Here is a 23,834-nt window from a genome sequence, read left to right on the forward strand (position 1 = left end):
ATGGGCAACACGGGCGTCATCGACAATTTCCTCGGAGTCTTCACCTCCTACATCGACAGTGGTTTTGGGCTGCTCGGCGGCGAGGTCGCCTTCATCGCCACAACGCTGATCGTCATCGACGTGACGCTCGCCGCGCTCTTTTGGGCATGGGGCGCGGATGACGACATTATCGCGCGGCTGGTCAAAAAGACGCTGTTCATCGGCGTCTTCGCCTACATCATCGGCAATTGGAACAACCTCGCCCGCATCGTCTTCGAGAGTTTCGCCGGCCTCGGCCTCATGGCCTCGGGCACCGGCTTTTCCGTCACCGATCTGATGCGGCCGGGCCGCGTGGCGCAGACCGGCCTCGACGCCGGCCGTCCGCTTCTCGATTCCATTTCCGACCTGATGGGCTGGATCAGCTTCTTCGAGAACTTCATCCAGATCGCGTGCCTGCTGTTTGCATGGGCGCTGGTGGTGCTGGCCTTCTTCATCCTCGCCATCCAGCTTTTCGTGACGCTGATCGAGTTCAAGCTGACCACGCTCGCCGGCTTCGTCCTGATCCCCTTCGGCCTGTTCGGCAAGACCGCCTTCATGGCCGAGAAGGTCTTGGGCAATGTGGTGTCGTCCGGCATCAAGGTCTTGGTGCTCGCCGTCATCATCGGCATCGGCAGCACCTTATTTTCGCAATTCACGGCCGGTTTCGGCGGGGCAACCCCGACCATCGACGACGCCATGGCGATTGTGCTGGCAGCCCTGTCGCTGCTCGGCCTCGGCATCTTCGGCCCCGGCATCGCCAACGGCATCGTCTCTGGCGGCCCGCAGCTCGGCGCGGGCGCGGCCGTGGGAACCGGCCTTGCGGTCGCAGGTGCAGGTGTCGCCGCTGGCGGCGGGGCTATGCTTGCGGCCAAGGGCGGTGCTGCCGCCCTCTCCGGTGGGGCCGCGGCCGTCCGCGGCGGTGCGACCGCCGCGGGCGCGGCAACCGCAGCCTATAGCGTCGGCGCGCTCGGCCAGTCCGGCGCGGTCGGTGTTGCTTCCGGCCTTGGTGGTGTTGCCCGCGCCGCAGGCTCGGCCGCCGTCTCTCCCTTGAAGCGCGCCGTCTCGAAAGCCACCGAGAGCGTCAAGTCCAGCTTTTCCGGTGGCGCACGCGCCGCCTTCGGTGTGACCGGCGGCTCATCCACCGCAGGCACGGTCGGCGGCGCGAGCGCCGATCCCACCGCAGCAGCATCCGGCCCGGCCGGCAGCCCGCCCGCATGGGCGCAACGGATGCGGCGCTCGCAGGCCATGAACCACGGCACGACCATGGCCGCCCATGCGGTGCGCTCCGGCGACAGCCACGGCTCCGGTTCCTCCATCAACCTTTCCGAAAGTGACCGCTCATGAGCATCTTCAAACGACCAGCAACCCACTACGGCAAATCGCCGGAACCCGAGACGCCCTATCAGAAGGCCGCGCAGGCATGGGACGAGCGTATCGGCTCGGCCCGCGTGCAGGCGAGGAACTGGCGTTATATGGCCTTCGGTTCCCTGATCCTGTCGGCCGGCTTCGCCTCGGCGCTGGTCTGGCAATCCGCGCGCGGGACCGTGGTGCCGTGGGTGGTGCAGGTGGACAATCTTGGACAGGCGCAGACCGTCGCGCCGGCCGCCGCCGATTATCGCCCGACCGACCCGCAGATCGCTTTCCATCTCGGCCGATTCATCGAGCAGGTCCGCGCGATCCCGGCCGACGCGATCATTGTCCGCCAGAACTGGCTTCGCGCCTACGAATGGACCACGGATCGCGGGGCGGCGGCGCTCAACGACTACGCCCGCGCCAATGATCCTTTCGCCAAGGTCGGCCGTCAACAGGTCGCCGTCGAGGTGTCTAGCGTCATCCGGGCGTCCCCCAACAGCTTCCGCGTCGCGTGGACCGAACGCCATTTCGAGAACGGCCAGCTTTCCAGCACGGAACGATGGACCGCGATCCTGACCATCGCCATCCAGCCGCCGCGCGATGCCGAACGGCTGCGCGCCAATCCGCTCGGCATCTACGTCAACGCAATTTCGTGGTCGCGGGAGATGAGCCAATGAGGACGATCACCCGCACCCCCACAATCGCGGCCGTGCTGCTTTCTGCCACCATGCTCGCAGGCTGCGCCACCAACCGGACGCCGCAATTCAGCTATGACGCCAGCGTACCCCCGCTGCCAACCGTGCAGGCGGCGGCAACCGATAACACGCCCCGGCCTTTGCGTGTGCCCCCTGCATGGACCGTCGCGCGTGGAGGAACCGCCGCAGGGACGCCGGCCGGCCGCGTCGAGAACGCCAATGCAGCCGCCCGCGTCGAGCCGCGCCGGGAAGGCTACTACAATGCAATCCAGATTTATCCGTGGTCGGAAGGCGCGCTCTATCAGGTCTATGCCGCAGTCGGGCAGATCACGACCATTGCGCTGGAGCCGGGCGAGAGCCTGACAGGCGCGGGGCCGATTGCGGCCGGCGACACCGCCCGCTGGATCATAGGCGACACCGAGAGCGGCAGCGGTGCGAACCGCCGCGTCCATATCCTCGTGAAACCGACGCGACCTGACATTTCCACCAACCTTGTCGTCACCACCGACCGGCGCACCTACATGATCGAGTTGCGCGCGCGGGAATCACTCTACATGCCGGCCGTCGCATGGGCCTATCCCGCACCGCCTGCCGGCCAGCGTCACACCGTTCCAGCCGCACCGATCATCCCGGCCGAGGCTGCGCGGAACTACCGCTATGCATTGCACGTGCAGGGCGACAACCCGCCATGGCGGCCGGCTTCCGTGTTCGACGATGGCCGGCGCGTCTATGTCGTCTTCCCGGCCGGGATCGTGCAGGGCGAAATGCCGCCGATTTTCGTGCTCGGCACGAATGGCGAACCGCAGATCGTCAACAGCCGAGTCCACCAGAACGTCCTGATCGTGGACCGCCTGTTCGGCGCGGCCGAGCTGCGCCTTGGCAACGGCAACCGCCAGCAGGTCGTCAGGATCGTTCGCATCAACCCGACGCAGGCCGCTGCCGCACAGCCCGCCAGCGCGACCGGAGGCTCCCCGTCATGACCGACAACACCATCAGCGACACCATCGCGCCCATGCGCCTGCGCGCCGAACCGCCGCGCGTCACCCGCCTGTCTCGCAAGATGCTGGCAGGCGTCGGCGCGGTCGCCTTGCTCGGCATCGGCGGCGCACTGATCTACGCGCTCCAGATCCGCGATGCAGGGCCGGGAGGCGAAGAACTCTATTCGACCGAGAACCGCCCAACGGCGGACGGCCTGTCCGGCTTGCCGCGCGACTATACGGGGCCGGTGCTCGGCCCGGCGCTGCCCGGCGACCTCGGCCGTCCGATCCTCGACGCGCAGAACAGGGGACAGCCGGTCGCGCCGCCCGTCATGACGACGCCCGCCGTCGATCCCGAAGAAGAACGCCGCCGCGCCGAGGAAGAAGCCGCGCGCTTGAGCAACGTGTTTTTCCAGTCCGGCCCACGCACGGGAGCGCCGGCAGGAACGTCCATGCCCGGCCTTGCAGGACTCGGCCTCGGCGGACAGCCCGCGACGCAAGACCGGCACGCGGCTTTCCTCAACGGACCCGTGGACCGGCAGACCATCGCGCCGGATCGCGTCGCGCCGCCGGCATCGCCCTACATCCTTCAGGCCGGGGCCGTGATCCCCGCCGCGCTCATCACCGGCATCCGCTCGGACCTGCCGGGCCAGATCACGGCGCAAGTGACCGAGAACGTCTATGACAGCCCGACCGGCAGCCTGCTCCTGATCCCGCAAGGGACGCGCATCATCGGTCAATACGATGACGGCGTGACCTTCGGCCAGCGCAGGGTGCTCTTGGTGTGGAATCGCCTGATCCTGCCCGGTGGCCGTTCCATCGTCCTTGAGCGCCTGCCGGGCGCGGACGCCAGCGGCTATGCCGGGCTGGAAGACGGGGTTGATTACCATTGGTGGGATCTGATGAAGGCCGCAGGGCTGTCCACGCTGCTCGCAGTCGGCACGGAGCTGGCGACCAGCGACGAGGACCGGCTTGTTCGAGCTATCCGCGACGGGGCGCAGGATACCGTCAATCAGGCGGGCCAGCAGATCGTGCAGCGCCAGTTGCAGGTTGCGCCGACTCTCACCATCCGGCCCGGCTTCCCGGTCAGGATCATCGTCACCCGCGACCTTGTATTTGAGCCGGCAGGAGGTTGACCATGACCAAGCTGAAACTCGGCCCGCTTCCCGACGACAAGCCCGTGAAGGTGACGGTGGAGCTACCCGCGCCGCTTCACCGCGATCTGACCGCCTATGCCGAGGTGCTGGCCCGCGAGAGCGGCCAGCCCGTCGCCGATCCCGTCAGGCTCATCGTGCCCATGCTGGAGCGGTTCATCGCCACGGATCGCGGCTTCGCCAAGGCACGGCGAGCCGCCAACTGAGTCCCATCCCGGCAGGGGTGCCGCCAGCGCATAGACGCAAATGCGGCACGCTACAGCCCGCCGACTGCCCTCCATGGTTCGCCCAATTCCGGGGCCTACAGCGCCCCGGAATCCACCAGAACCAAGGAGGATTCCATGTGTGCAGAGCGCCGTCGCGCCCGCAAAGGGCGACCGCGACAGCCGGTCCCCGAGACACTTCCCGACGATCTTTTCGACTATGCCGACGAACCTACGCCGGACGGCCGGGAGCGCCGCAGGTCGCCGCTTCGCATCGTCGATGTGGTGTCGTTGCCTGTCTTCGACGACTGGCCCGAGAAGGTGCCGATCACCGAGGAAGAACTGCAAATCTTCGAGCGGTATTTCGGTGACGTGCTCGACCGACTGTTCGGCCCAATCGACGATCCTGGCAATCAGGACTTGCAACGGTTATCCTCCGATGATAACACTAAGCCATGAGCGAGGATCGTGACCCGAGCCTCGACACGCTTCTGGACCTCGACGGACAGGTGCTCGTTGTCGATCCCGAGGGCGGCCATTGGGTGAAGTTCGTCGTCACCCGCGTTCCGGCCTCGCCGGAAAAGCCGCACGGCCTCGATTATTCGCTCACGCTTCACGGGCCTTCGGGCGAACGGTTGGTCGGATTCGATAACGCCCATCCGGTCGGCCGAGGAAGGCGGGGCGAGCCGATGGACCACCGGCATCGCCTCCAGACCGTGAAGCCCTACGCCTACGAGGATGCGGCCACGCTGCTGGCCGACTTCTGGCAGGCGGCGGACGCGGTGTTGAAGGAACGAGGCGTAACATGGCCACATTGAAAGTCGGGATTGCCGACTACGACGAGATGAAGGCGCGCACCATGCGGATCGCCAAAGGCGAGGAAAAGCCCGCACCCGACGATCCGAAGGTGTGGTTCACATCCATGGAATCCTTCGCGCAGCTCCTTTCGAGCGGGAACCGCGAGTTGCTGCGCGTCATCGACGAGCAGTCACCCGGTTCGCTGGAGGAACTGTCGCGGATCACGGGACGGGCGAAGCCTAACCTGTCCCGAACCCTCAAGAAGATGGCGAGCTACGGCCTGATCCGTATGGACCCCGGCGAGGGCCAGAAGCTCGTCCCTAAGGTGCTGCATGACCGCGTGGAGCTGGAATTGCCGCTGATAGAACGTCGCACGGCGGAAGGAGTCCGGTCATGAATATGCAAAGTCCCCATGTTGCGCTGCGCGCCGCGCTCTACCTGCGCGTTTCCACCACGCGGCAGGCCGAGCATGACGTGTCGATCCCCGACCAGCGCAAGCAGGGCGAGGCTTATTGTGTCTCGCGCGGCTACCAGCTTGTCGAAACCTTCGTGGAAGCCGGCGCTTCGGCCACCAATGACCGCCGCCCCGAGTTCCAACGGATGATCGAGGCCGGCACGTCCAAGCCCGCGCCCTTCGATGTCGTCGTGGTCCATTCGTTCAGCCGGTTCTTCCGCGATCACTTCGAGCTGGAGTTCAACGTCAGGAAGCTCGCCAAGAACGGCGTCAAGCTGGTGTCCATCACGCAGGAGATGGGCGACGACCCCATGCACGTCATGATGCGGCAGATCATGGCGCTGTTCGACGAATACCAGTCGAAGGAGAACGGCAAGCACGTCATGCGCGCCTTGAAGGAGAACGCCCGGCAAGGCTTCTGGAACGGCTCCCTGCCGCCCATCGGCTACCGTGTCGTCGATGCCGAGCAGCGCGGCGCGAAGATGAAGAAGAAGCTGGAGATCGACCCGCTCCATGCCGACACCGTGCGGCTGATTTTCCGCCTTGCATCGGAAGGCGACGGCACGTCCGGCCCCATGGGCGTCAAGAACATCGTCAATCACCTGAACAAGCACCGCATGTTTACCCGCAACGGCGGGCGTTGGGGCATCGGCCAGCTTCACCGTGTCCTGACCCGGCGCACCTATATCGGCGAGCATCGCTTCAATCGCCGCTCCAATAAGGGCGTGGTGAAGCCGGAGGAGGAAATCGTCACCGTCGCCGTGCCGCCGCTGATCGACCTTGAGATATTCGAGGCCGTGCAGAATCGCTTGAAGGTCAACAATCCGAAGGTGACGCCGCCGCGCGTCGTCAGCGGCCCGAACCTGCTGACCGGCATCTGCCATTGCGGCAATTGCGGAGGCGCAATGACGCTGCGCACCGGCAAGAACGGCCGGTATCGCTACTATGCTTGCTCGATTCGGGCACGGCAGGGCGACACAGGCTGCAAGGGCCGCGCGATCCCGATGGATAAGCTCGACCGCATGGTGGTGACGCATATCGAGGAAAGGCTTCTCGACCCCGAGCGGATCGAAGACGTTCTCGCCTCGCTTCTGGATCGCCGGCAGGAAGGCGTCGAGCGGCGCAGCCAGCATATTGCCGAGTTGAACCATCGCGCGGCCGAGGCCGACAACCGCCTCAAGCGCCTCTACGATGCCATTGAAGCCGGTTCGCTCGACCCGGCCGAGTCTTCCCTTGGCGAGCGCATCGCGGGCCTCACGGCGCTTCGGGATCAGGCGCGGGCCGATGCCACGCGGATCGAAGCCATGCTCGCAAGCTCTACCCACCAGCGCCTCACCGGGGCAGCCGTGCGGGAACTGGCGAGCGAAGCACGCACCCGACTGCGGCTTGGAAAGGGCGGCTATCGGCGGGAACACGTCCGGGCCTTCGCCCAACACGTCGAGGTCGCAGACGACGCGATCTACATCAAAGGAAGCAAAAACGTCCTGTTGAGGACGCTGGTAGCCGCCAAGGGAGGGAAATCGGCGGGAATCGGCGTTCCCGGTTTTGTTCCGAAGTGGCGGAGGGGGTGGGATTCGAACCCACGGTGGGCGTGAACCCACGCCGGTTTTCAAGACCGGTGCCTTAAACCACTCGGCCACCCCTCCGATGCCTGCGTAAAACCCTTATCGAGGGGCAAGCGCGCCCTCTCCCGATATCAGGGGAAGGCCCCTGCAATCAAGTGCCATTGCAACGGCTTGGCAAATAAGGGTGTTGTGCGCATGCCTCTCATGTGGATGAACGTATCAATCCTGTCAGGTTGACCACGTCTTGGCCATGATTGCCCGGTGTTGCTCTCGTGTACTTGCGGTGCCCGGTTTAGGCTGGCTAATTTCGAGGCGCCAATGTGCTCGCTTGGGCGCGCCGTGCCGCTGTGAAGAGTTACCTTACTGAAGGGCTGAGACGAGGGACGTGGGGTTGTCGGGGGTATTCCAGAAGGGTCCAGGCAGTTTGGCGCGCTGCGGTCTTCGTAGCTGTTCTGCGCGACGACGTTGGGTCTTGCTCATGGAAGTGCTGGTCATTGCAGGTCTGTGCAACTTTCTTACGGGGTGTTCCGAAAAACCTCAGATATCGCAAACGCCAATTTCCTGGACGACGGAAGTCAACCGTGAGCGTCCCATCGTCACCGCAAGCCTTAGCGATGCGAGCCAGACCAACAAGCCTTCTGAAAGCGCGGCGAAAGCCAGTCAGACCCTTACATCGAAGGCGCGAGCCGAACGGCGGCACAAACTGCGCAAAGGGGGCGGATATCACAAGATTGGCAAGCGCTATCAAGTTGCCGGTATTTGGTACACGCCGAAGCACGATGCGGACTACGAAGAAACAGGGATCGCCTCCTGGTATGGCGATAAGTTTCATGCGCAGAAGACCGCGAACGGCGAAATCTACGATCTGAATGCTCTGACGGCTGCGCACAGAACACTGCCGTTGCCGTCTTTGGTGCGCGTAACGTACTTGGCGAATGGCCGTTCGGTGGTGGTGCGTGTCAACGACCGTGGTCCATTCAAGAAAGGCCGCATAATCGATGTCTCGGCACGGGTCGCGCGGGAACTCGGATTTGCCGACAAGGGGACTGCGAAGGTCCATGTCAAGTACCTCGGTCCCGCACCGCTCGATGGCAGCGATGAACAAGAACAGGCTTCGCTGATGACGATACGCGCGCCATAAAAAGTCATATCTTCGTGTAGAGCCGCCAGGCCGTGGGTTTATCGGGGGTGCCGGCGTTGACCCCGTCGCCCATTATTCCGATAGTCGCGAGCGATTTGGATCAGCCGGCGGGGAGTGGCTGATGACAAAATCTGCTTGTAAAATCACGGTCGACGCCTCGCGGGGAGAAATTTTGACGCGCTTTGTTTTTTTGGGATTTGTTTTTTTCGTTAGTTTGCTTGCTGTTGCGCCAACTGGCTCTTCGGCCAGTGAATTTCGGACAGTTGCTAAGCAAGCAATTCTTATCGACGCCGACAGCGGTGCAGTTCTTTTCCAGCACAATGCTGATGTTCTGGCTCCGCCGGCTAGTATGGCGAAGCTTGTCACCGCGGCGGTGGTTTTCCGTGCCTTGAGGGAAGGGCGGTTGTCGCTCACGGATACATTTCCTGTGAGCGAACATGCTTGGCGTACGGGAGGGGCGCCGTCTGGCACGTCCGCGATGTTCGCGCCGCTGAACTCTCAAGTGACCATTGAGGATCTGCTCAAGGGCCTGATCATCCAGTCGGGCAATGACGCCGCTATCGTCATTGCGGAAGGCATGTCCGGATCAGAAGCTGCCTTTGCAAAATTGATGACGGAAGAAGCGCGGAAAATTGGCCTTAAGAAGTCAACGTTCGGCAATCCGACGGGCTTGCCTCATCCTGATCAGTTGATGACGGCCCGAGAGATCGCGTTGTTGTCTCAGTTTCTTATCAAGACCTATCCCGAATACTATGGTTGGTTCGGCGAGCGGCGTTTTCCCTACCAGCCTGAAGGGCGTCGGCAGCCTTACAAGTTCTTCAACCGCAATCCGCTCTTGTCTCTCGATATTGGTGCAGACGGCCTCAAGACGGGGCATTTAAAAGAGTCGGGATACGGTCTGGCGGGTTCGGCGGTTCAAGATGGCAGGCGCCTTATCGTGGTTGTCCATGGATTAGCAAGCAGTACGGCGCGGCGGTCCGAAGCGCAAAAGCTCTTAGGATGGGGCTTTCAAAATTTCTCGAAGTACAAGCTGTTCGATTCTGGCGAGATTGTTGGGTCGGCTCGAGTTTGGGGTGGCGAGAAATACTACGTGCCACTCACCGGCAACGGACCAATTGGGATTCTCATTCCGAAGTCGGAAGAATCGTCTCGGTTGAGGGCGGAAATTGTCTATACCGGCCCTCTCAAGCCCCCTATCAAACAGGGGGATCGCGTTGCGGTTCTTCGGGTCACAAGTGCTTCAAATACCGTCAATGAAGTGCCTTTGTATGCGGCGGAGGATGTCGATGAGGCCTCGATTGCATGGCGTGGACTTGACTCGCTGGCCGTGATGGCGTTCCGCTGGGTCGCCGATCAAGCTTCCGAGTTGATCGGAGGAACGTGAACAGCGGGTGCGGGCGTATGAAGGCGCCCCGGATGGGGCGATGACAACGGGTAAGCTCATCACCTTCGAGGGCGGTGAAGGATCGGGCAAGTCGACGCAAGCGCGTCAACTGGCCGAACGCCTCGGTGCGGCTAATATCAGCACAATTGTAACACGTGAGCCCGGTGGCGCCCCGCTCGCAGAAAAGATTCGGGATCTTGTGCTTAGCGACCGACCGGCAGCGGCGGTGACGGAACTCTTGCTCTTCGCTGCGGCGCGTGCGGAGCATATCGCTGTGACCATTGCGCCAGCGCTGGGAGCTGGCACGTGGGTGGTCTGTGATCGCTATATCGATTCAAGCCGGGTGTATCAGGGCGATATCGGCGGCATCGATAAGGCTTTTATCCGTGCCATCGAGCAGCAGACAGTGACGCCGTGGTTTCCCGATCTCACATTGGTCCTTGATGTTGGGGCGAAGGTGGGTATGGAACGTGCGCAGGCCCGCGGCGGCCTTACGCGCTTTGATGCAGCGAGTCTCGCGCAGCATGAACAGGTCCGACAAGGGTTTCTTGACCTTGCAATGGCCGAGAAGGACCGTTGCGTCGTTCTGAACGGTGCCGAACCGGAAGCCGAGGTGGCTGAGGCCGTGTGGAAGGCCGTTACCGAACGTTTGATTGCGACGGCCGGATAAGACGATGGCGCGGGCCCCTGTTGTTCAAGATATTGAGTATCTGCCGGAGGCGGATCGGCTGGAAGGTTACGCGCATCCGCGCGAGACCGCTTTGCTTTTTGGCCATGAGGGCGCGCAGCAAGAACTGGCCGTGGCGTTAAACCAAGGCAAGTTGCATCACGGTTGGCTAATCACGGGGCCGCAGGGTATCGGGAAGGCGACGTTAGCTTATCGGTTCGCACGTTATGCGTTGGCTGAGCCGGAAGAACGTGAGCCCGGTGGTTTGAGTGTCAGATCAGGAAGCATTGCAGCGCGACAGGTGACAGCGCTGTCTCATCCGGGCTTGCTCGTGATCCGGCGCGTCTATGACGTTAAGACGAAGCGGTTCACCGCTAGCATTCCAATCGATGAAGTGCGCCGACTGAGGGGATTTCTCTCGCATCGCTCGGCGGGTGGTTGGCGCGTCGTTATTGTCGATCAAGCGGACGAGTTGAACATCAACGCGGCCAACGCCATTTTGAAATCTCTGGAAGAGCCTCCAGAACGCACGGTCTTTCTCCTTATTTCTTCAGAGCCTGGACGCTTGCCGACGACAATCCGCTCTCGGTGCCGGCGGCTCGATTTGCAGCCGCTTGGGGCTGAGCCGTTACAGGCGGCCGTGCGGCAGGCGTTGGCGAGCGCAGAGCAACGTGAACCAGATGCAGATCAATGGCCGCAGTTACTGGCAATCGGTCAAGGTAGTGTGCGCCGTGTTCTGGGGCTTGAAGGAGACAAGGGCCTAGAGGTGTTCCGCTCGGTCGAGAGTTTGATTGCGGGTCTGCCCACGATTTCCTGGGGGTCGGTCCATGATCTTGCAGAGAGCTTAGGAACACCGGCGGCTGAGCAGCGTTTCGGGCTGTTCTTTGACTTACTTCAGGACTATTTGGCCCGACTAATTCGTGCCGGGGCCACAAGCGAGGGGAGCGATCGCGATCTCACCCTGGCCCAGCGCCTGATTAAGGACGGGCAACTTGCCACTTGGGCGGCCTTGTGGGAAACAATCACGCGCGAAAGGGCCGAGGCGCTAGCGCTCAATCTGGACCGGAAGGCTTTGATTCTCGATACGATATTGCGTATCGAGCAGACGGTACGCCGCTAGGGCAATCGGGCTTCGTTCAGTGGGTGGCGGTGAATGGGCCACCAGCAACAGGTCGATACAGCTCGATCTCAAGAGGATAATTCATGGGCTCTGCCACGCCATTTTACATTACGACAGCGATTTCCTACCCAAATGGCGCTCCGCATATTGGGCATGCCTACGAGGCTATCGCAACGGACGCGATTGCCCGTTTTGAGCGGCTCGATGGGCGGCCAGTCTATTTTCTGACTGGGACGGACGAGCACGGCATCAAGATGGTGCAGACGGCGCGTAACCAGAACATGACGCCTGCGGAACTTGCCGACCGCAACACGCCGTTGTTTCGTGCGATGGCCGAAGCGTTGAACATTTCCAACGACGATTTCATTCGGACACGTGAAGAGCGTCATCATCGCGCCAGCCAGGAGATGTGGCGGCGGTTGGAGGCGAACGGCGACATCTATCTTGGCCGCTATGCAGGCTGGTACTCGGTGCGCGATGAGGCGTACTACGATGAAGGCGAATTGTCTGTCACGGAGGACGGTACGAAGCTGTCGCCGCAGGGCACTCCGGTTGAGTGGGTGGAGGAGGAAACCTTCTTCTTCCGGCTGTCGGCCTATCAGGATAGGCTCCTCGCTTATTACGAAGCAAATCCCGAATTCATTCTTCCGCTTGAGCGTCGGAATGAGGTTTTGAGCTTTGTCAAAGGTGGGCTCAGAGACCTCTCGATTTCGCGCACAACGTTTAATTGGGGTGTGCCGGTGCCCGGGCATCCCGAGCATGTCATGTATGTCTGGGTCGATGCGCTGACCAACTACATCACGGGCGTTGGTTTTCCTGATGAAGCAGACCCTAAATGGAAGTTCTGGCCGGCGAACGTGCATGTCATCGGCAAAGACATTCTGCGGTTTCATGCGGTCTACTGGCCCGCGTTTCTCATGTCGGCTGGGGTAGAGCCTCCACGCCGTGTCTTTGCGCACGGGATGGTTCTGAACAAAGGTGAGAAGATGTCGAAGTCGGTTGGCAACGTTGCCGATCCGCACGATCTCGTCTCTACGTTCGGCCTCGATCAGCTTCGCTATTTTCTGCTGCGCGAGGTCGCGTTTGGGCAGGATGGGAGCTACAGCGAAGAAGCGATCATCAACCGGACCAACGCTGATCTGGCGAATGACCTTGGCAACCTGGCGCAGCGTTCGCTGTCCATGATCGCGAAAAACTGCGAGGGCCGGGTGCCGACACCAGGTGCTTTGACGGAAGAGGATCGCGCTATTCTCTCGGTGGCGGACGGGATGTACGCGAAGGCTCGCGAAGCGATGGAGCTGCAGGGCCTAAAGAAATACCTCGACGCCGTGTGGGCAGTCGTTGCAGAGGCCAACCGGTATTTTGCCAGCCAAGAGCCATGGGCGAAGAAGAAATCTGATTTCGCGCGCATGGAGACGATCCTTTACGTCACGGTCGAGGTTGTGCGGCAGGTTGCTATCCTGGCGCAGCCGGCGATGCCGGAATCGTGCGCCAAACTGCTTGACCAACTGGGGCTCGGTGAAGATCAACGGAGCTTCAGCCAATTGGGCGAGAGCGGCCGGCTTGCGTCCGGATTATCGTTGCCACCGCCAGCAGGTGTGTTCCCGCGCTATGTGAGTCCTGAGGAACAGGCGAAGCGGGAGGGGCAGGAGAAGCCGTCCGGCGGTAATGGAAAGTCCAAAAAGAACAAGGAACGGGGCTGACGTGACCAACGCAGCGATGCTCGTAGATCATCATTGCCATCTTGATTTCCCGCAGTTTGCAGAAGATCTCGACGGCGTTATCGGACGCGCGAAAGCGGCGGGCGTCGGCACGATGGTGTCGATCTCGACGCGCATTCGTCAGTTCGATCGCATTCGGGTGATCGCCGAGACGTATAAGGACGTCTATTGCTCCGTCGGAACGCATCCGCACAATGCGGATGAGGAACTCGATATTCCGGTCGAGGACATCATCCGCTTAGCGCAACATCCGAAGTGCGTGGCCATCGGCGAAGCGGGCCTCGACTATTACTATCAGCACTCCAGTGCACAGGGGCAGGCAGAAGGGTTTCGGCGGCATATTCGGGCGGCGCGCGAAACGGGATTGCCGCTCGAGATTCATGCCCGTGATGCTGATGAGGATACAGCAACAATCCTGGCGGATGAGCATGCACAGGGTGCGTTTCCAGCCGTTCTGCATTGCTTCACCGGTGGGCGCGACTTGGCTATGCGGGCCGTTGATCTTGGCCTGTACGTCTCGTTCTCGGGCGTGGTGAGCTTTAAGAAGTCGGAGGCGTTGCGGGCGCTAGCTGCAGAGTTGCCGCTTGACCGGATCCTTGTTGAGACGGACGCTCCGTATCTCGCGCCAGTTCCTTATCGCGGTAAAACCAATGAGCCGGCTTATGTCGTGCATACCGCAGCGGCAGTGGCTGAAGCGCGCGGTATTACTCTTACGGAACTCGCTGCGGCCACAACGGAGAATTTTTTCAGGCTTTACACCAAAGCGCAGCCTCCTGAGGAGCTCGATCCTTCTTTGTTGAAGGGTGCGCCTCCACAATGAGCATACGGGTTACGATTATGGGGTGCGGCCCGTCAGGCGGTGTGCCGCGCATCGGGCCGAACTGGGGGCGGTGTGAGCCTTCCAATCCGAAAAACCGCAGAAGGCGGTGCGCGATCCTCGTTGATCGGTTCAGTAAACGAGGCCGCACGAGCGTACTTGTCGATACGCCGCCGGACCTGCGCGAACAGTTGATCGATGCGCGCGTCTCATCGATCGACGGAGTTCTTTACACTCACGACCATGCCGACCATACGCATGGGATCGATGACCTGCGCATGGTCTGCTATTCCATGAAAAAGCGCGTGGACGTTTATTTCGATGCGCTCACTCGTGACAGCTTAAGGTCTCGATTTGGCTACTGCTTCGAGACCAAGCCCGATTCCGGCTATCAGCCTATCCTCGATCCGCATGACATCGTGGCAGGAGGCAAAGTCGTTGTTGACGGGAAAGGCGGGAAGATCGAAGCCCTCTGCATTCCGCAGGTGCATGGCGATATTCCGAGCCTCGGCTTCCGCTTCGGCAGGTTCGGATATTCACCTGACGTGTCCGATATTCCGGATGCTTCCATCCCAATGCTCGAAGATCTTGATGTGTGGGTGGTGGATGCGCTGCGGTACGATCCTCACCCCAGCCATTTTCACGTTCGCCGTGCATTGGAATGGGCGGAGCGGCTCAAGCCAAAGCGCACGATCCTCACGCATATGACAACGGATCTCGATTACGACGCGCTCAAGCGCTCGTTGCCGGACAACGTAGAGCCGGCCTTCGATGGGATGGTGTTCGAGGTTTCAGGCTGAAGATTTTGTGCCGACGTGTTGGCGCAACCAACCGGGGCCGTCGAAGATTTCACCATTTGTCGTGCACTCTGGGCTCGCCAATTCAACAAACAGCGGTGCGATGTCCTCCGGCGTATAGAGCGTCGCAGGATCTTCACCCGGAAAAGCCTTGGCGCGCATTTGGGTGCGGATGGGACCGGGATTGATGAGGTTCACACGTACGTTCGTGTTGACCATTTCCCGCGCGTAGGTTTTCGCTAGAGCTTCCAAGCCGGCTTTGGAGACGGCGTAGGGGCCCCAGTACGCGTTCTTCGCCTTAGCTGCGCCTGACGTTACGAACACGGCCCGGCCAGCGTCTGAGCGACGCAACAGCGGATCGAGCGTGCGAATGAGCTGCCAGTTCACAGTTAGGTTCAGTTCAAGCACGCGCGCCCAGGCATCCATTGTGACATGTGGCAAGGGAGAGAGCGGCCCGAGCAAGCCTGCATTGGCAATGAGGACATCGAGGCGTCCGAAGCGCTGATAAAGCGTCGGGCCCAGCGCATCAATCCGTTCGGTTTGCTGCAGATTGAGGGGGATGAGTGTTGCTGTTCCGCCAGCGGCGCGTATGGCGTCGTCGGTTTCCTCAAGCGCGCTAGTCACTCGACCCGTGATGATCACATGCAAGCCTTCGGCCGCGAGGGCGATAGCGACTGCACGGCCGATGCCGCGTGTTGCGCCAGTCACGAGGGCTATGCGGTTCGGCTGTTCGCCGTCCGTGGGTGTTTCCGATTGGCTGGTCACGCAGTGTTCCGTGGTAATGGATGTGGCAGCCGATGGCTTATGCCGTTCGGCTGCTTGGGCTCAGCTCACTTCGGCGAGAAGTGATAGCTGGCGGGCGGCGGGATCGCCAGTCTGATCTGTCAGAGGCGTTGGATATTCGCCCGTCAAGCAGTGGTCCGTGAACTGCGGGGCGTTTGGATCGCGGCCTTCGAAACCGACTGAGCGATAAATACCGTCGATCGAAAGGAACGCGAGCGAATGGGCGCCCATGAACTTGCGCATTCCTTCGACATCGAATTTCGCTGCAAGTAGCTCTTCAGTGCTTGGCGTGTCGATGCCGTAATAGTCGGAATGTGTGATGGGTGGGCAGGCGATGCGCATGTGCACTTCGCGCGCGCCGGCTTCGTACATCAGCTGCACGATCTTCTTGGATGTAGTGCCGCGGACGACGCTGTCGTCGATGAGAACAATGCTCTTGCCGCTGATAATCGACGCATTGGCGGAGTGTTTCAGTTTCACGCCCAGTGCGCGAATTCGCTGTTCTGGCTCAATGAAGGTGCGTCCGACGTAGTGATTACGAATTATGCCGAGTTCGAAGGGCAGATTTGATTGCTGTGCGTACCCAATCGAGGCTGGTACGCCGGAATCCGGGATCGGGACGATGATATCGGCATCCGCAGGAGATTCGATCGCCAGCTGCACGCCCATCTGCTTGCGGATGTCATAGACAGAACGCCCGCCGACGATTGAGTCAGGTCGTGCGAAGTAGATGTATTCGAAGATACAGGGACGCGCTGGACGGCGCGGGAACGGGCGGTGGCTTTCCAGACCGGCCTCGGTGATGACGACGACTTCGCCATTCTCGACTTCGCGCACGAACTTAGCGCCGACGATGTCGAGGGCACAGGTCTCGGAGGCAAGAACATAACAACCGTCGATCTTGCCGATTATGAGTGGCCGGATGCCGATGGGATCACGTGCGCCAATCATCATATCGTTGGTGAGGCAGACCAGCGCGTAAGCGCCTTCGATCTGGCGGATGGCGTCGACAAAACGTTCGACGATACGACGTTTGTTCGAGCGGGCGAGGAGGTGAAGAATGACCTCGCTGTCTGAGGTGGACTGGCAGATGGCGCCGGAGGAGATGAGATCGCGGCGCAAGGTGAGAGCGTTTGTAAGGTTGCCGTTGTGCGCTAGCGCGAAACCGCCTGTATCAAGATCGGCGAAAAGCGGTTGTACGTTGCGGATAAGGGTGTTGCCTGTGGTGGAGTAGCGGTTGTGGCCTACGGCCATGGAGCCCATCAAACGTTTGATGACGCTGCCTTTGTTAAAGTTGTCTCCGACGAGACCGAGGCGGCGCTCCGAATGGAATTGATGGCCGTCGTAGGTGACGATCCCGGCCGCTTCCTGTCCGCGATGCTGGAGGGCATGGAGGCCGAGGGCCGTCAAGGCGGCGGCATCAGGATGTCCCAAAATTCCAAAGACCCCGCATTCCTCGCGAAGTCTGTCGTCGCCGTATCGAGAATATCCGGAATCCCATTGGGTTTCCGCTGCTCCGACGTTGTCGTCGCACGTCATGGCTGCCTCCCGCGATCGCATCCGTTGCCGCACAAACTGATCGTCACAATGGCTTGAGGTACCAGCCCGCTCATGGCTGCGCCACCGCTTCTGTGACGGATATATGAAAAACTGTGTACTTTTCCAGTTCTTTTTTGCACTGCAACAGGCCCCTTGGCCTGCGCACCTAGCCTTTTTGCGCTTCGTCGCCCCGAATTTCGATGGAACTGTCTTGCTGGTGCGACGCTTCGTCTTGCTTATTCGTTGCGCGATCTATGACCGGTACAACATAGGCAACGAGCATCGACTGGAGAGCTTCCCCAGTTGAGAGCAAGTAGGGCCGGGTGATTGACTTGGCGAGCCAGTCCGGGTGCTGCTCTTCTTTTGGGTAGAAGTGCAGTGCCAGCATGAACGGGATCACTACCAGGATAAAGCCCCGTACGAGGCCGAATACGAAGCCAAGAATCCGGTCAATCATGCCGACTTGGCTATCGAGAATGGAGTCGGAAATGCGTGCGGTAACCAGATGGACCACGATCAGCACGATCAGGAACAGCAGAACGCCAATAACGGCTTGTGCGATGATGAGCTGAGCGCCCATCTGCTCGGCTACTTCCGTTGCGAATTGGCGGTGATTCAGGATGAAGTAGAGAACGGTAACGGCCGCGATGATCCACGACAGGATGGCCAGAAGTTCGCGCGTGAGTCCGCGATAAAGGGCGAGCAGCCCCGATATAAAGGCGATCGCGATTACCCCGGCATCGAGGTACGTCAAAGGCCCGATCATTCTTGCTTCTCTCCACTGGGCCTAGAACTCCGGCCCACGTGCCGCTTAACCCTGTTTAGTCTCAGTCGCACGCCGTAACCCTTTCCGCAAGCATCTTGAGGTGCGAGAGCCGGCTCAAGTCCAGAGAAATGCCGGTCGCTTCGATTTCACCCAAGGCCGGGATGACCGCACTAGAAAATCCCAATTTTTGAGATTCTTTCAGACGTCCTGCGGTGTTGGCGGCGGCTCGGACGGCGCCTGACAGCGATATTTCACCGAAATAGACGGTTTCCGGTGGTAGGGGTTTGCCGGAAAATGACGATAGCAGCGCGGCTGCGGCAGCAAGGTCGGCGGCGGGTTCTGTGATTTTAAGGCCTCCGGCGACGTTCAGATAAACGTCGTTTTGCGCAAACGAGACACCGCACCGTGCGTCCAGAACGGCGAGCAGCATCGACAACCTGTTGCTGTCCCAGCCGACAACGGCGCGGCGCGGGGTTCCCAGCGCCGAGGGCGCGACGAGTGCTTGTATCTCGACCAGCAGGGGTCTTGTGCCTTCTATCCCGGCAAAGACTGCTGTGCCGGGCGCGCTGGCGTCACGGTCACCGAGGAACAATTCCGACGGGTTCTTGACCTGACGGAGGCCTTCGCCAGCCATTTCAAAGACGCCAATTTCGTCGGTCGGGCCGAAGCGATTCTTGACCGCACGCAGAATGCGGAACGGGTGGCCGCTCTCACCTTCGAAGTACAACACGGTATCGACCATGTGTTCGATCACTTTGGGGCCTGCGATTTGGCCTTCCTTTGTGACGTGACCGACGAGGAGTAGTGTGGCGCCGTGGCGCTTGGCGTGACGAATAAGGGATTGGGTTGCCGCGCGGACTTGGCTGACGGTCCCGGGCGCTGCTTCGAGCGTGTCCGACCAGAGCGTCTGAATCGAATCGATGACGATCAGTTGCGCGGAAGGTTCTGCATCCAACGTCGCCAGGATCGTCGAAAGGTGAGTTTCCGCCGCTAGTCCGACCGGGGCTTCGGCGAGTCCGAGGCGTTCTGCGCGGAGCCTGACCTGATCGATAGCTTCTTCGCCAGAGAAATACAGGCTGCGTCCACCACGTTGCGCGATGGCTGAGGCGAGCTGTAACAGAAGCGTCGATTTTCCGATGCCGGGCTCGCCGCCAATGAGCAATGCCGAGCCGGGAACCAAGCCTCCACCGGTTACGCGGTCGAGTTCCTCTAAGCCAGTGGGGATTCGCGGGGTCCGCTTGGAAGAGCCCTTGAGCGACTCTAGGGTGATCGCCCGGCCTTTGCTTGCTTTGGTCAAACCGCTGCCGGGTGGGGGCCCGGTATCAGTTTCCTCAACAAGCGTATTCCATTCCTCGCATGACGCGCATTTGCCCGCCCAGCGCGGGGCGGTCGCGCCGCAGTTCTGGCAAACGAAGACGGTTTTGGCGGCACGTGCCATGGCTGCTTAGATGTCTCCGTCACGCTCGAGGTAGACCCGATGGAACCGGCGGCCGAGACGCGTGAGGGTCTCGTAGCCGATTGTGCCTGCTGCGGCCCCCATCTCTTCAAGGGTGATGGTCGGGCCCAGGATTTCTGCCCAGTCGCCGCGGACGACTGACGGATCGTTAAATGCGGTGACGTCTGTGGTTATGAGGTCCATCGAAACACGGCCCACCACAGGCGCGCGTTTGCCTGAGAAGGCGACGAAGCCCCCAGTTTCGCCGGCAGCGGCGCTGAGGTGACGGAAAAATCCGTCGGCATATCCAGCAGCGATCACTGCGATGCGGCGTGGCTGTTCGGCGCTGTAGCTCGCTGAGTAGCCAACGGTGCCCCCCGGAGCGAGGTCGCGGACCTGAAGAACACGCGCGAAGGATTGGACAACCGGTTTGACTGGCGCCGGCCTGCCTTTCGAGGCTTGGCCGCCGTACAGGGCGTAGCCTGGACGCACCAAGTCAAAATGGAAGTTTGGCCCGAGCATGATGCCGTCAGAAGCGGCGAGGCTTGTGGCGGCGTTGGGCAGCAGCGGACGAAGTTGGCGCATGACGTCGTGCTGCTTCGCGTTTTTGGGATGGTCGGGCTCATCAGCACAGGCCAAGTGACTCATCACGAGGCGGATATCGAGTCGGCCAAGCAGATGCGTGTCTCCGGCGAGCGCTCGAATCTCAGGCTCGCTCATCCCAAGCCGATTGAGCCCGGTATCTATATGCAACGCACAGGGCGCAGGGGATCCGCGCTGGACGCCCTCTTGGCCCCACTCCTTGATTTCAGCCAGACTTGAGAGGACCGGCCAGGCGTTGATCTGCGTATAAGCTTCGGATGCGCCCGGTGTGATGCCATCGAGAACGAGGATGTTCCCTTGGGGGGCGAGCGTCCGTGCCTGACGCGCTTCGGCCAAAGTCGCGACAAAAAACACGCGGCAGCCGGCGGCGGCGAGGGCTGGGATTACGCGATCTGCTCCCAATCCGTATGCATCTGCTTTGACAACAGCCGCGCACTGCGCTGGCGCTACGTAATCACGCAGGGCCTGCCAGTTGGCAGCGAGTTGGTCCAGATCGATTGCAAGGATGCCGGGGGCCTCGGGAGGCGCTGCGGCGAAAAACGCATTACTGTTTGAGGGCATTAGATCGGGCCAGAGTCGCGTCAATCCGTCTTTCCTGCCAATGGGTGATGGCGATCGAGATTGTCAAAGCGCGTGAATTCACCGGTGAACTGCAGCCGTACCGTGCCCGTGGGACCATGTCGTTGCTTGCCGATGATCACTTCGCCAATTCCTTGTACAGCCTCTAACTCGGTTTGCCACTTGAGATGAGCTTCGACATCGCTGACGGACGGTTCACTCCGTTGGACATAGTATTCTTCTCGGAAGACAAATAACACCACGTCGGCGTCCTGTTCGATCGAGCCCGATTCGCGAAGGTCGGAAAGTTGCGGGCGTTTGTCTTCGCGGGTTTCGACCTGACGCGAGAGCTGCGACAGGGCGATGATTGGTACTTCCAACTCTTTTGCGAGCGCTTTAAGGCCGGTTGTAATTTCCGTGACCTCCTGCACACGGCCTGCGGCAGCTTTGGCGGCGGAGCCAGAGAGCAGCTGGATATAGTCGACGATCAACAGATCGAGGCCGTGTTGACGCTTCAGTTTTCTCGCTCGTGAGGACAACTGCGCAATTGAGATGCCGCCGGTCTGGTCGATGAACAGCGGGGCTTGCGATAGCGCTTGCGACGCCTGGATCAGCCGCTTCATCTCTTCCTCGTCGATCTGCCCGCGGCGAATCTTGTTGGAAGGGATTTCAGCCTGTTCGGACAGAATACGAGAGGCCAGCTGTTCCGCCGACATTTCCAGCGAGAAAAAACCCACTACGGCGTCCTCTACGGGCGCATTGGGATTGGTTTGCAGGCGATGTAAGCGCTTTGCGCTCGCGACGTTCGTCGCGATATTGGTGGCGAGCGCTGTTTTGCCCATAGACGGCCGGCCGGCGAGCACGATGAGATCGGAGGGCTGGAGGCCGCCCATCATGGCGTCGAGATCGATAAGGCCAGAGGGCAAGCCGGACAGCCGATCGCCGCGCATTCGCGCAGAGTTGGCCATATCGACGGCTTGGGTGAGCGCGGTCGAAAAATTCAGAAAACCCTGGCCGTATTTTGATGGTTCGGCCAATTCGTAGAGGCGGCCCTCGGCCTCTTCGATCTGCTTAGTCGGTGTCTGATCGACGGAGCTATCGAAAGCGACATTGACCATATCCTCGCCGATGAGAATCAGCTGTCGGCGGATGGCGAGATCATAAACGGTGCGTGCGTAGTCGTGCGCATTGATTACGGTGGTGGCATTGGCTGCTAACCGTACGAGGTATTGGGGAACCGTCAAATCAACGTCGATCGGCTCAAGGTTTTCAAAGAACGTCTTGAGCGTAATCGGGGTGGCTTCTTTCCCCGCATGGATCAGCTTCGACATTGTCTCAAAGATCTGCGCATGGAGGGGATCGTAGAAATGCGCAGGTTCCAGAAAGCCCGAGACACGGTCTAGCGCTTCCTTATTGATGAGAATCGCACCGAGCAGGGCTTGCTCAGCTTCAATGTTGTGGGGCGCTTGGCGAAAGTGCACAGGTTCCTCGGAACCGGCAGCGGCGCGGAGTTTGTCAGTCGGGAGGAGGGCTGTCTGTGTCATGCCCCTTGAGTATTCGACTCGTCCCCGTGGCGTCCTTCGCGAATCGTAGGAGCGGTTGGCGTCAACAGCGGCTTATCCAAGATATGCACAGAGCTGCTGAAGCTAGGTGACCGTTGCGGCGATGTAGACCGCCGACAAAAACAATTCGCCGCATCGGTCATAACGCGTTGCGACACGACGCCAGTCCTTTAGCCGGGCGACCAGGTTTTTTGACGCTATGCCGTTTTGGTACAACTTGACATCATGGTTCGCAGGATGCCTTCGACCTCGCCGCGCTGTGAAGCCAATGCAGCCCTTGACCTTCTGACAAAAAAGTCAGGGCGCATGTTTCGGTGGCATCAGTCCGACGGCAGCATCTGCGGATTCCAGACTACTTCCCACAGGTGTCCATCAGGATCAGTAAAGTAGCCTGCGTAACCGCCATAGAAGGTATCCTGTGGTGCTTTGATAATCTCTGCCCCTGCACGCTGGGCCTTGCGCATGATGTCATCAACATCCTCGCGGCACAGAACATTGTGCCCGATGCTGCCAGCGGTGGTGCAAATCGGATGCTTGGGCAATCCGGTGTCATATGCAAGGTCATCTTGTGCCCAGATGGCGAGTTTCAGACCACCCGAGAGATTGAAGAATGCGACCGCGCCATGCTCGAATTTGCGCCCAATGACGCCCTCAGTCGGCAGACCAAGCCCATCACGATAAAAGGAAAGCGAGTTTTCGAGATTGGAGACGCCAAGCGTGAGAACGGAAATACGTGGTTTCATGTCCATGCCCATTCTATCGGCGTCCGCACCATGCGTACGCCTTGATAGTCTTGGGCCGTCACCTTGATGACAGAAGGACCCGCCAAGCGGGGGCCGGGCCAACCTTCCCGAACCTAACCTGTTTTAGACGTGATAACGATAAGGACAGGACCGCTCCCGCGTCAACACACACTCGTACGCAACGCGGTTGGCGCTATGATTTCAGTGAACGTCCTTGTTGGGGGAACCTAACGATATAGTGGAAGTCTGTTTAATAGGTCCTGACCTTAGATCATTACTCTGAATCAAAACGAGCTCCGACTAAGTCGGAGCTCGTTCTTTTCTGCACAGTCTTGGAGCGCGCCAAGGGCTATTCGCGGGCTTCTTCGGAAGATTCTTCTGCGTCATAGCTTCCACCGTGCTCTTCGGCGTCAGGGTCGAACGTCTCAAGTTCAATTGCTTCGTCCTTGATGACGGTGACGTCTTCACCCTGAGCCTGGCGCTCAGCTTCGTCCTGTGTTCTGGCAACGTTGATCATCACCTGCACAGAAACTTCCGGGTGCAAGGAAATCGTCACGTCATGAAGGCCGAGTTCCTTGATGGGACGTTCGAGAACGACCTGACGGCGCGCGATGGTGAAACCACCTTCAGTGATGACGTCTGAGATGTCGCGCGGAGAGACCGAGCCATAAAGCTGGCCGGTGTCGCCGGCTTGGCGGATCGCGATGAAAGACTGGCCGGCGAGCTTTTCGCCGATGGCTTCAGCTTCTTTCTTTTGCTCAAGGTTGTTTGCTTCGAGCTGAACGCGCTGGGCTTCGAACTGTGCCAGGTTTTCCTTGTTGGCGCGTAGCGCCATCTTCTGCGGCAGCAGGTAGTTGCGGGCGTATCCATCACGAACCGATACGACGTCGCCCATCTGACCGAGATGTCCAATGCGCTGTAAAAGAATGACTTCCATTTTCTACTCCTTCGAATCTGCCGGGTAGGCAATCGCTTGATGTG

The 23,834-nt window shown here is 60.5% G+C and carries 24 protein-coding genes, 1 tRNA gene and 1 pseudogene; 16 read left to right on the plus strand and 10 right to left on the minus strand.

The genetic code is table 11. The features are described 5' to 3' along the window. The 9 genes from trbL (at position 1) to K5845_RS19005 (ending at position 7,247) form a co-directional block, all read left to right on the plus strand. Positions 1–1,362: a P-type conjugative transfer protein TrbL gene (gene trbL, locus K5845_RS18965; RefSeq protein WP_029074217.1), complete on the plus strand. Its 1,362-nt coding sequence runs from the start codon at positions 1–3 to the stop codon at positions 1,360–1,362. Beyond that, on the plus strand, positions 1,359–2,048 hold the full coding sequence (gene trbF / locus K5845_RS18970; RefSeq protein WP_029074218.1) for a conjugal transfer protein TrbF: 690 nt from the start codon (positions 1,359–1,361) through the stop codon (positions 2,046–2,048). Before trbL ends, trbF begins: the two co-directional genes overlap by 4 nt. Further along, complete coding sequence (gene trbG, locus K5845_RS18975; RefSeq protein ID WP_029074219.1) at positions 2,045–3,046, plus strand: P-type conjugative transfer protein TrbG; 1,002 nt, start codon at positions 2,045–2,047, stop codon at positions 3,044–3,046. The genes trbF and trbG overlap by 4 nt, the downstream gene beginning before the upstream one ends. Next, the gene (locus tag K5845_RS18980) at positions 3,043–4,179 is read left to right on the plus strand and encodes a TraB/TrbI/VirB10 family type IV secretion system protein (protein ID WP_029074220.1); all 1,137 of its coding nucleotides are present in this window, start codon (positions 3,043–3,045) and stop codon (positions 4,177–4,179) included. The genes trbG and K5845_RS18980 overlap by 4 nt, the downstream gene beginning before the upstream one ends. Before the next feature lie 2 nt (positions 4,180–4,181). Then, positions 4,182–4,403: a DUF2274 domain-containing protein gene (locus K5845_RS18985; RefSeq protein ID WP_029074221.1), complete on the plus strand. Its 222-nt coding sequence runs from the start codon at positions 4,182–4,184 to the stop codon at positions 4,401–4,403. Between the two features lie 135 nt (positions 4,404–4,538). Then, positions 4,539–4,859: a hypothetical protein gene (locus K5845_RS18990; RefSeq protein WP_029074222.1), complete on the plus strand. Its 321-nt coding sequence runs from the start codon at positions 4,539–4,541 to the stop codon at positions 4,857–4,859. Further along, complete coding sequence (locus K5845_RS18995; RefSeq protein WP_242221579.1) at positions 4,856–5,218, plus strand: toxin-antitoxin system TumE family protein; 363 nt, start codon at positions 4,856–4,858, stop codon at positions 5,216–5,218. The genes K5845_RS18990 and K5845_RS18995 overlap by 4 nt, the downstream gene beginning before the upstream one ends. Next, entirely contained in the window at positions 5,206–5,595 is a 390-nt protein-coding gene (locus tag K5845_RS19000) for an HVO_A0114 family putative DNA-binding protein (RefSeq protein ID WP_242221581.1), read from the plus strand. The genes K5845_RS18995 and K5845_RS19000 overlap by 13 nt, the downstream gene beginning before the upstream one ends. Beyond that, positions 5,592–7,247 carry a recombinase family protein gene (locus K5845_RS19005; RefSeq protein ID WP_287959696.1) on the plus strand — a complete coding sequence of 552 codons (1,656 nt, stop codon included), beginning with the start codon at positions 5,592–5,594 and terminating at the stop codon, positions 7,245–7,247. Before K5845_RS19000 ends, K5845_RS19005 begins: the two co-directional genes overlap by 4 nt. On the opposite strand, the gene K5845_RS19010 is transcribed toward K5845_RS19005, so the two are convergent. Continuing rightward, a tRNA-Ser gene (locus K5845_RS19010) sits at positions 7,209–7,298 on the minus strand. The genes K5845_RS19005 and K5845_RS19010 overlap by 39 nt on opposite strands. A gap of 397 nt (positions 7,299–7,695) precedes the next feature. On the opposite strand from K5845_RS19010, the gene K5845_RS21250 reads away from it, so the two are divergent. The 7 genes from K5845_RS21250 (at position 7,696) to K5845_RS19045 (ending at position 14,867) form a co-directional block, all read left to right on the plus strand. After that, positions 7,696–8,358, plus strand: a complete 663-nt coding sequence (locus K5845_RS21250) for a septal ring lytic transglycosylase RlpA family protein (protein WP_052743963.1) — start codon at positions 7,696–7,698, stop codon at positions 8,356–8,358. Positions 8,359–8,479: 121 nt separating this feature from the next. Continuing rightward, positions 8,480–9,742 carry a D-alanyl-D-alanine carboxypeptidase family protein gene (locus tag K5845_RS19020; protein WP_082101155.1) on the plus strand — a complete coding sequence of 421 codons (1,263 nt, stop codon included), beginning with the start codon at positions 8,480–8,482 and terminating at the stop codon, positions 9,740–9,742. Between the two features lie 40 nt (positions 9,743–9,782). Further along, positions 9,783–10,412 (plus strand): dTMP kinase, encoded by a 630-nt coding sequence (tmk, locus tag K5845_RS19025; RefSeq protein WP_046478558.1) that lies wholly within the window; start codon positions 9,783–9,785, stop codon positions 10,410–10,412. 4 nt (positions 10,413–10,416) lie between these two features. Continuing rightward, positions 10,417–11,529 carry a DNA polymerase III subunit delta' gene (locus K5845_RS19030; protein WP_046478559.1) on the plus strand — a complete coding sequence of 371 codons (1,113 nt, stop codon included), beginning with the start codon at positions 10,417–10,419 and terminating at the stop codon, positions 11,527–11,529. Positions 11,530–11,612: 83 nt separating this feature from the next. Then, positions 11,613–13,232: a methionine--tRNA ligase gene (gene metG / locus K5845_RS19035; RefSeq protein WP_287959697.1), complete on the plus strand. Its 1,620-nt coding sequence runs from the start codon at positions 11,613–11,615 to the stop codon at positions 13,230–13,232. Between the two features lie 16 nt (positions 13,233–13,248). Beyond that, positions 13,249–14,070, plus strand: coding sequence for a TatD family hydrolase (locus K5845_RS19040; RefSeq protein ID WP_090230752.1), 822 nt, complete (start codon positions 13,249–13,251; stop codon positions 14,068–14,070). After that, positions 14,067–14,867 (plus strand): MBL fold metallo-hydrolase, encoded by an 801-nt coding sequence (locus K5845_RS19045; protein ID WP_046478560.1) that lies wholly within the window; start codon positions 14,067–14,069, stop codon positions 14,865–14,867. The genes K5845_RS19040 and K5845_RS19045 overlap by 4 nt, the downstream gene beginning before the upstream one ends. Here K5845_RS19045 and K5845_RS19050 read toward each other — a convergent pair. The 9 genes and pseudogenes from K5845_RS19050 to rplI all read right to left on the minus strand — a co-directional run bounded on the left by K5845_RS19050 (position 14,859) and on the right by rplI (position 23,790). Then, positions 14,859–15,629: an SDR family NAD(P)-dependent oxidoreductase gene (locus tag K5845_RS19050; protein WP_287959698.1), complete on the minus strand. Its 771-nt coding sequence runs from the start codon at positions 15,627–15,629 to the stop codon at positions 14,859–14,861. The two genes, K5845_RS19045 and K5845_RS19050, sit on opposite strands and share 9 nt — an antisense overlap. Before the next feature lie 60 nt (positions 15,630–15,689). Continuing rightward, positions 15,690–17,186 (minus strand): amidophosphoribosyltransferase, encoded by a 1,497-nt coding sequence (purF, locus tag K5845_RS19055; protein WP_046478562.1) that lies wholly within the window; start codon positions 17,184–17,186, stop codon positions 15,690–15,692. A gap of 166 nt (positions 17,187–17,352) precedes the next feature. Continuing rightward, positions 17,353–17,952 carry a CvpA family protein gene (locus K5845_RS19060; RefSeq protein WP_287959699.1) on the minus strand — a complete coding sequence of 200 codons (600 nt, stop codon included), beginning with the start codon at positions 17,950–17,952 and terminating at the stop codon, positions 17,353–17,355. A 61-nt stretch (positions 17,953–18,013) separates the two neighbouring features. Continuing rightward, positions 18,014–19,390, minus strand: a complete 1,377-nt coding sequence (radA, locus tag K5845_RS19065; protein WP_046478564.1) for a DNA repair protein RadA — start codon at positions 19,388–19,390, stop codon at positions 18,014–18,016. A gap of 6 nt (positions 19,391–19,396) precedes the next feature. Then, on the minus strand, positions 19,397–20,575 hold the full coding sequence (alr, locus tag K5845_RS19070) for an alanine racemase (RefSeq protein WP_287959700.1): 1,179 nt from the start codon (positions 20,573–20,575) through the stop codon (positions 19,397–19,399). After that, positions 20,572–22,092, minus strand: coding sequence for a replicative DNA helicase (locus K5845_RS19075; protein ID WP_076605327.1), 1,521 nt, complete (start codon positions 22,090–22,092; stop codon positions 20,572–20,574). Before K5845_RS19075 ends, alr begins: the two co-directional genes overlap by 4 nt. A 102-nt stretch (positions 22,093–22,194) precedes the next feature. Further along, a pseudogene (locus K5845_RS19080) lies at positions 22,195–22,290 on the minus strand (IS5/IS1182 family transposase); the annotation flags it as partial. A 140-nt stretch (positions 22,291–22,430) separates the two neighbouring features. Beyond that, complete coding sequence (locus tag K5845_RS19085) at positions 22,431–22,853, minus strand: VOC family protein (RefSeq protein ID WP_287959701.1); 423 nt, start codon at positions 22,851–22,853, stop codon at positions 22,431–22,433. 349 nt (positions 22,854–23,202) lie between these two features. After that, on the minus strand, positions 23,203–23,790 hold the full coding sequence (rplI, locus tag K5845_RS19090) for a 50S ribosomal protein L9 (protein ID WP_046478566.1): 588 nt from the start codon (positions 23,788–23,790) through the stop codon (positions 23,203–23,205). Positions 23,791–23,834: the final 44 nt, after the last annotated feature.

This window comes from Filomicrobium sp. (assembly GCF_025698805.1).
GTDB classification, from domain to species: domain Bacteria; phylum Pseudomonadota; class Alphaproteobacteria; order Rhizobiales; family Hyphomicrobiaceae; genus Filomicrobium; species Filomicrobium insigne.

Bases quoted from the DNA above. Each gene is read 5' to 3' on its own strand.
- trbL (WP_029074217.1), top strand. From the start codon at position 1: ATGGGCAACACGGGCGTCATCGACAATTTCCTCGGAGTCTTCACCTCC.
- trbF (WP_029074218.1), top strand. From the start codon at position 1,359: ATGAGCATCTTCAAACGACCAGCAACCCACTACGGCAAATCGCCGGAA.
- trbG (WP_029074219.1), top strand. From the start codon at position 2,045: ATGAGGACGATCACCCGCACCCCCACAATCGCGGCCGTGCTGCTTTCT.
- K5845_RS18980 (WP_029074220.1), top strand. From the start codon at position 3,043: ATGACCGACAACACCATCAGCGACACCATCGCGCCCATGCGCCTGCGC.
- K5845_RS18985 (WP_029074221.1), top strand. From the start codon at position 4,182: ATGACCAAGCTGAAACTCGGCCCGCTTCCCGACGACAAGCCCGTGAAG.
- K5845_RS18990 (WP_029074222.1), top strand. From the start codon at position 4,539: ATGTGTGCAGAGCGCCGTCGCGCCCGCAAAGGGCGACCGCGACAGCCG.
- K5845_RS18995 (WP_242221579.1), top strand. From the start codon at position 4,856: ATGAGCGAGGATCGTGACCCGAGCCTCGACACGCTTCTGGACCTCGAC.
- K5845_RS19000 (WP_242221581.1), top strand. From the start codon at position 5,206: ATGGCCACATTGAAAGTCGGGATTGCCGACTACGACGAGATGAAGGCG.
- K5845_RS19005 (WP_287959696.1), top strand. From the start codon at position 5,592: ATGAATATGCAAAGTCCCCATGTTGCGCTGCGCGCCGCGCTCTACCTG.
- K5845_RS21250 (WP_052743963.1), top strand. From the start codon at position 7,696: ATGGAAGTGCTGGTCATTGCAGGTCTGTGCAACTTTCTTACGGGGTGT.
- K5845_RS19020 (WP_082101155.1), top strand. From the start codon at position 8,480: ATGACAAAATCTGCTTGTAAAATCACGGTCGACGCCTCGCGGGGAGAA.
- tmk (WP_046478558.1), top strand. From the start codon at position 9,783: ATGACAACGGGTAAGCTCATCACCTTCGAGGGCGGTGAAGGATCGGGC.
- K5845_RS19030 (WP_046478559.1), top strand. From the start codon at position 10,417: ATGGCGCGGGCCCCTGTTGTTCAAGATATTGAGTATCTGCCGGAGGCG.
- metG (WP_287959697.1), top strand. From the start codon at position 11,613: ATGGGCTCTGCCACGCCATTTTACATTACGACAGCGATTTCCTACCCA.
- K5845_RS19040 (WP_090230752.1), top strand. From the start codon at position 13,249: ATGCTCGTAGATCATCATTGCCATCTTGATTTCCCGCAGTTTGCAGAA.
- K5845_RS19045 (WP_046478560.1), top strand. From the start codon at position 14,067: ATGAGCATACGGGTTACGATTATGGGGTGCGGCCCGTCAGGCGGTGTG.
- purF (WP_046478562.1), bottom strand. From the start codon at position 17,186: ATGACGTGCGACGACAACGTCGGAGCAGCGGAAACCCAATGGGATTCC.
- K5845_RS19060 (WP_287959699.1), bottom strand. From the start codon at position 17,952: ATGATCGGGCCTTTGACGTACCTCGATGCCGGGGTAATCGCGATCGCC.
- radA (WP_046478564.1), bottom strand. From the start codon at position 19,390: ATGGCACGTGCCGCCAAAACCGTCTTCGTTTGCCAGAACTGCGGCGCG.
- K5845_RS19075 (WP_076605327.1), bottom strand. From the start codon at position 22,092: ATGACACAGACAGCCCTCCTCCCGACTGACAAACTCCGCGCCGCTGCC.
- K5845_RS19085 (WP_287959701.1), bottom strand. From the start codon at position 22,853: ATGAAACCACGTATTTCCGTTCTCACGCTTGGCGTCTCCAATCTCGAA.
- rplI (WP_046478566.1), bottom strand. From the start codon at position 23,790: ATGGAAGTCATTCTTTTACAGCGCATTGGACATCTCGGTCAGATGGGC.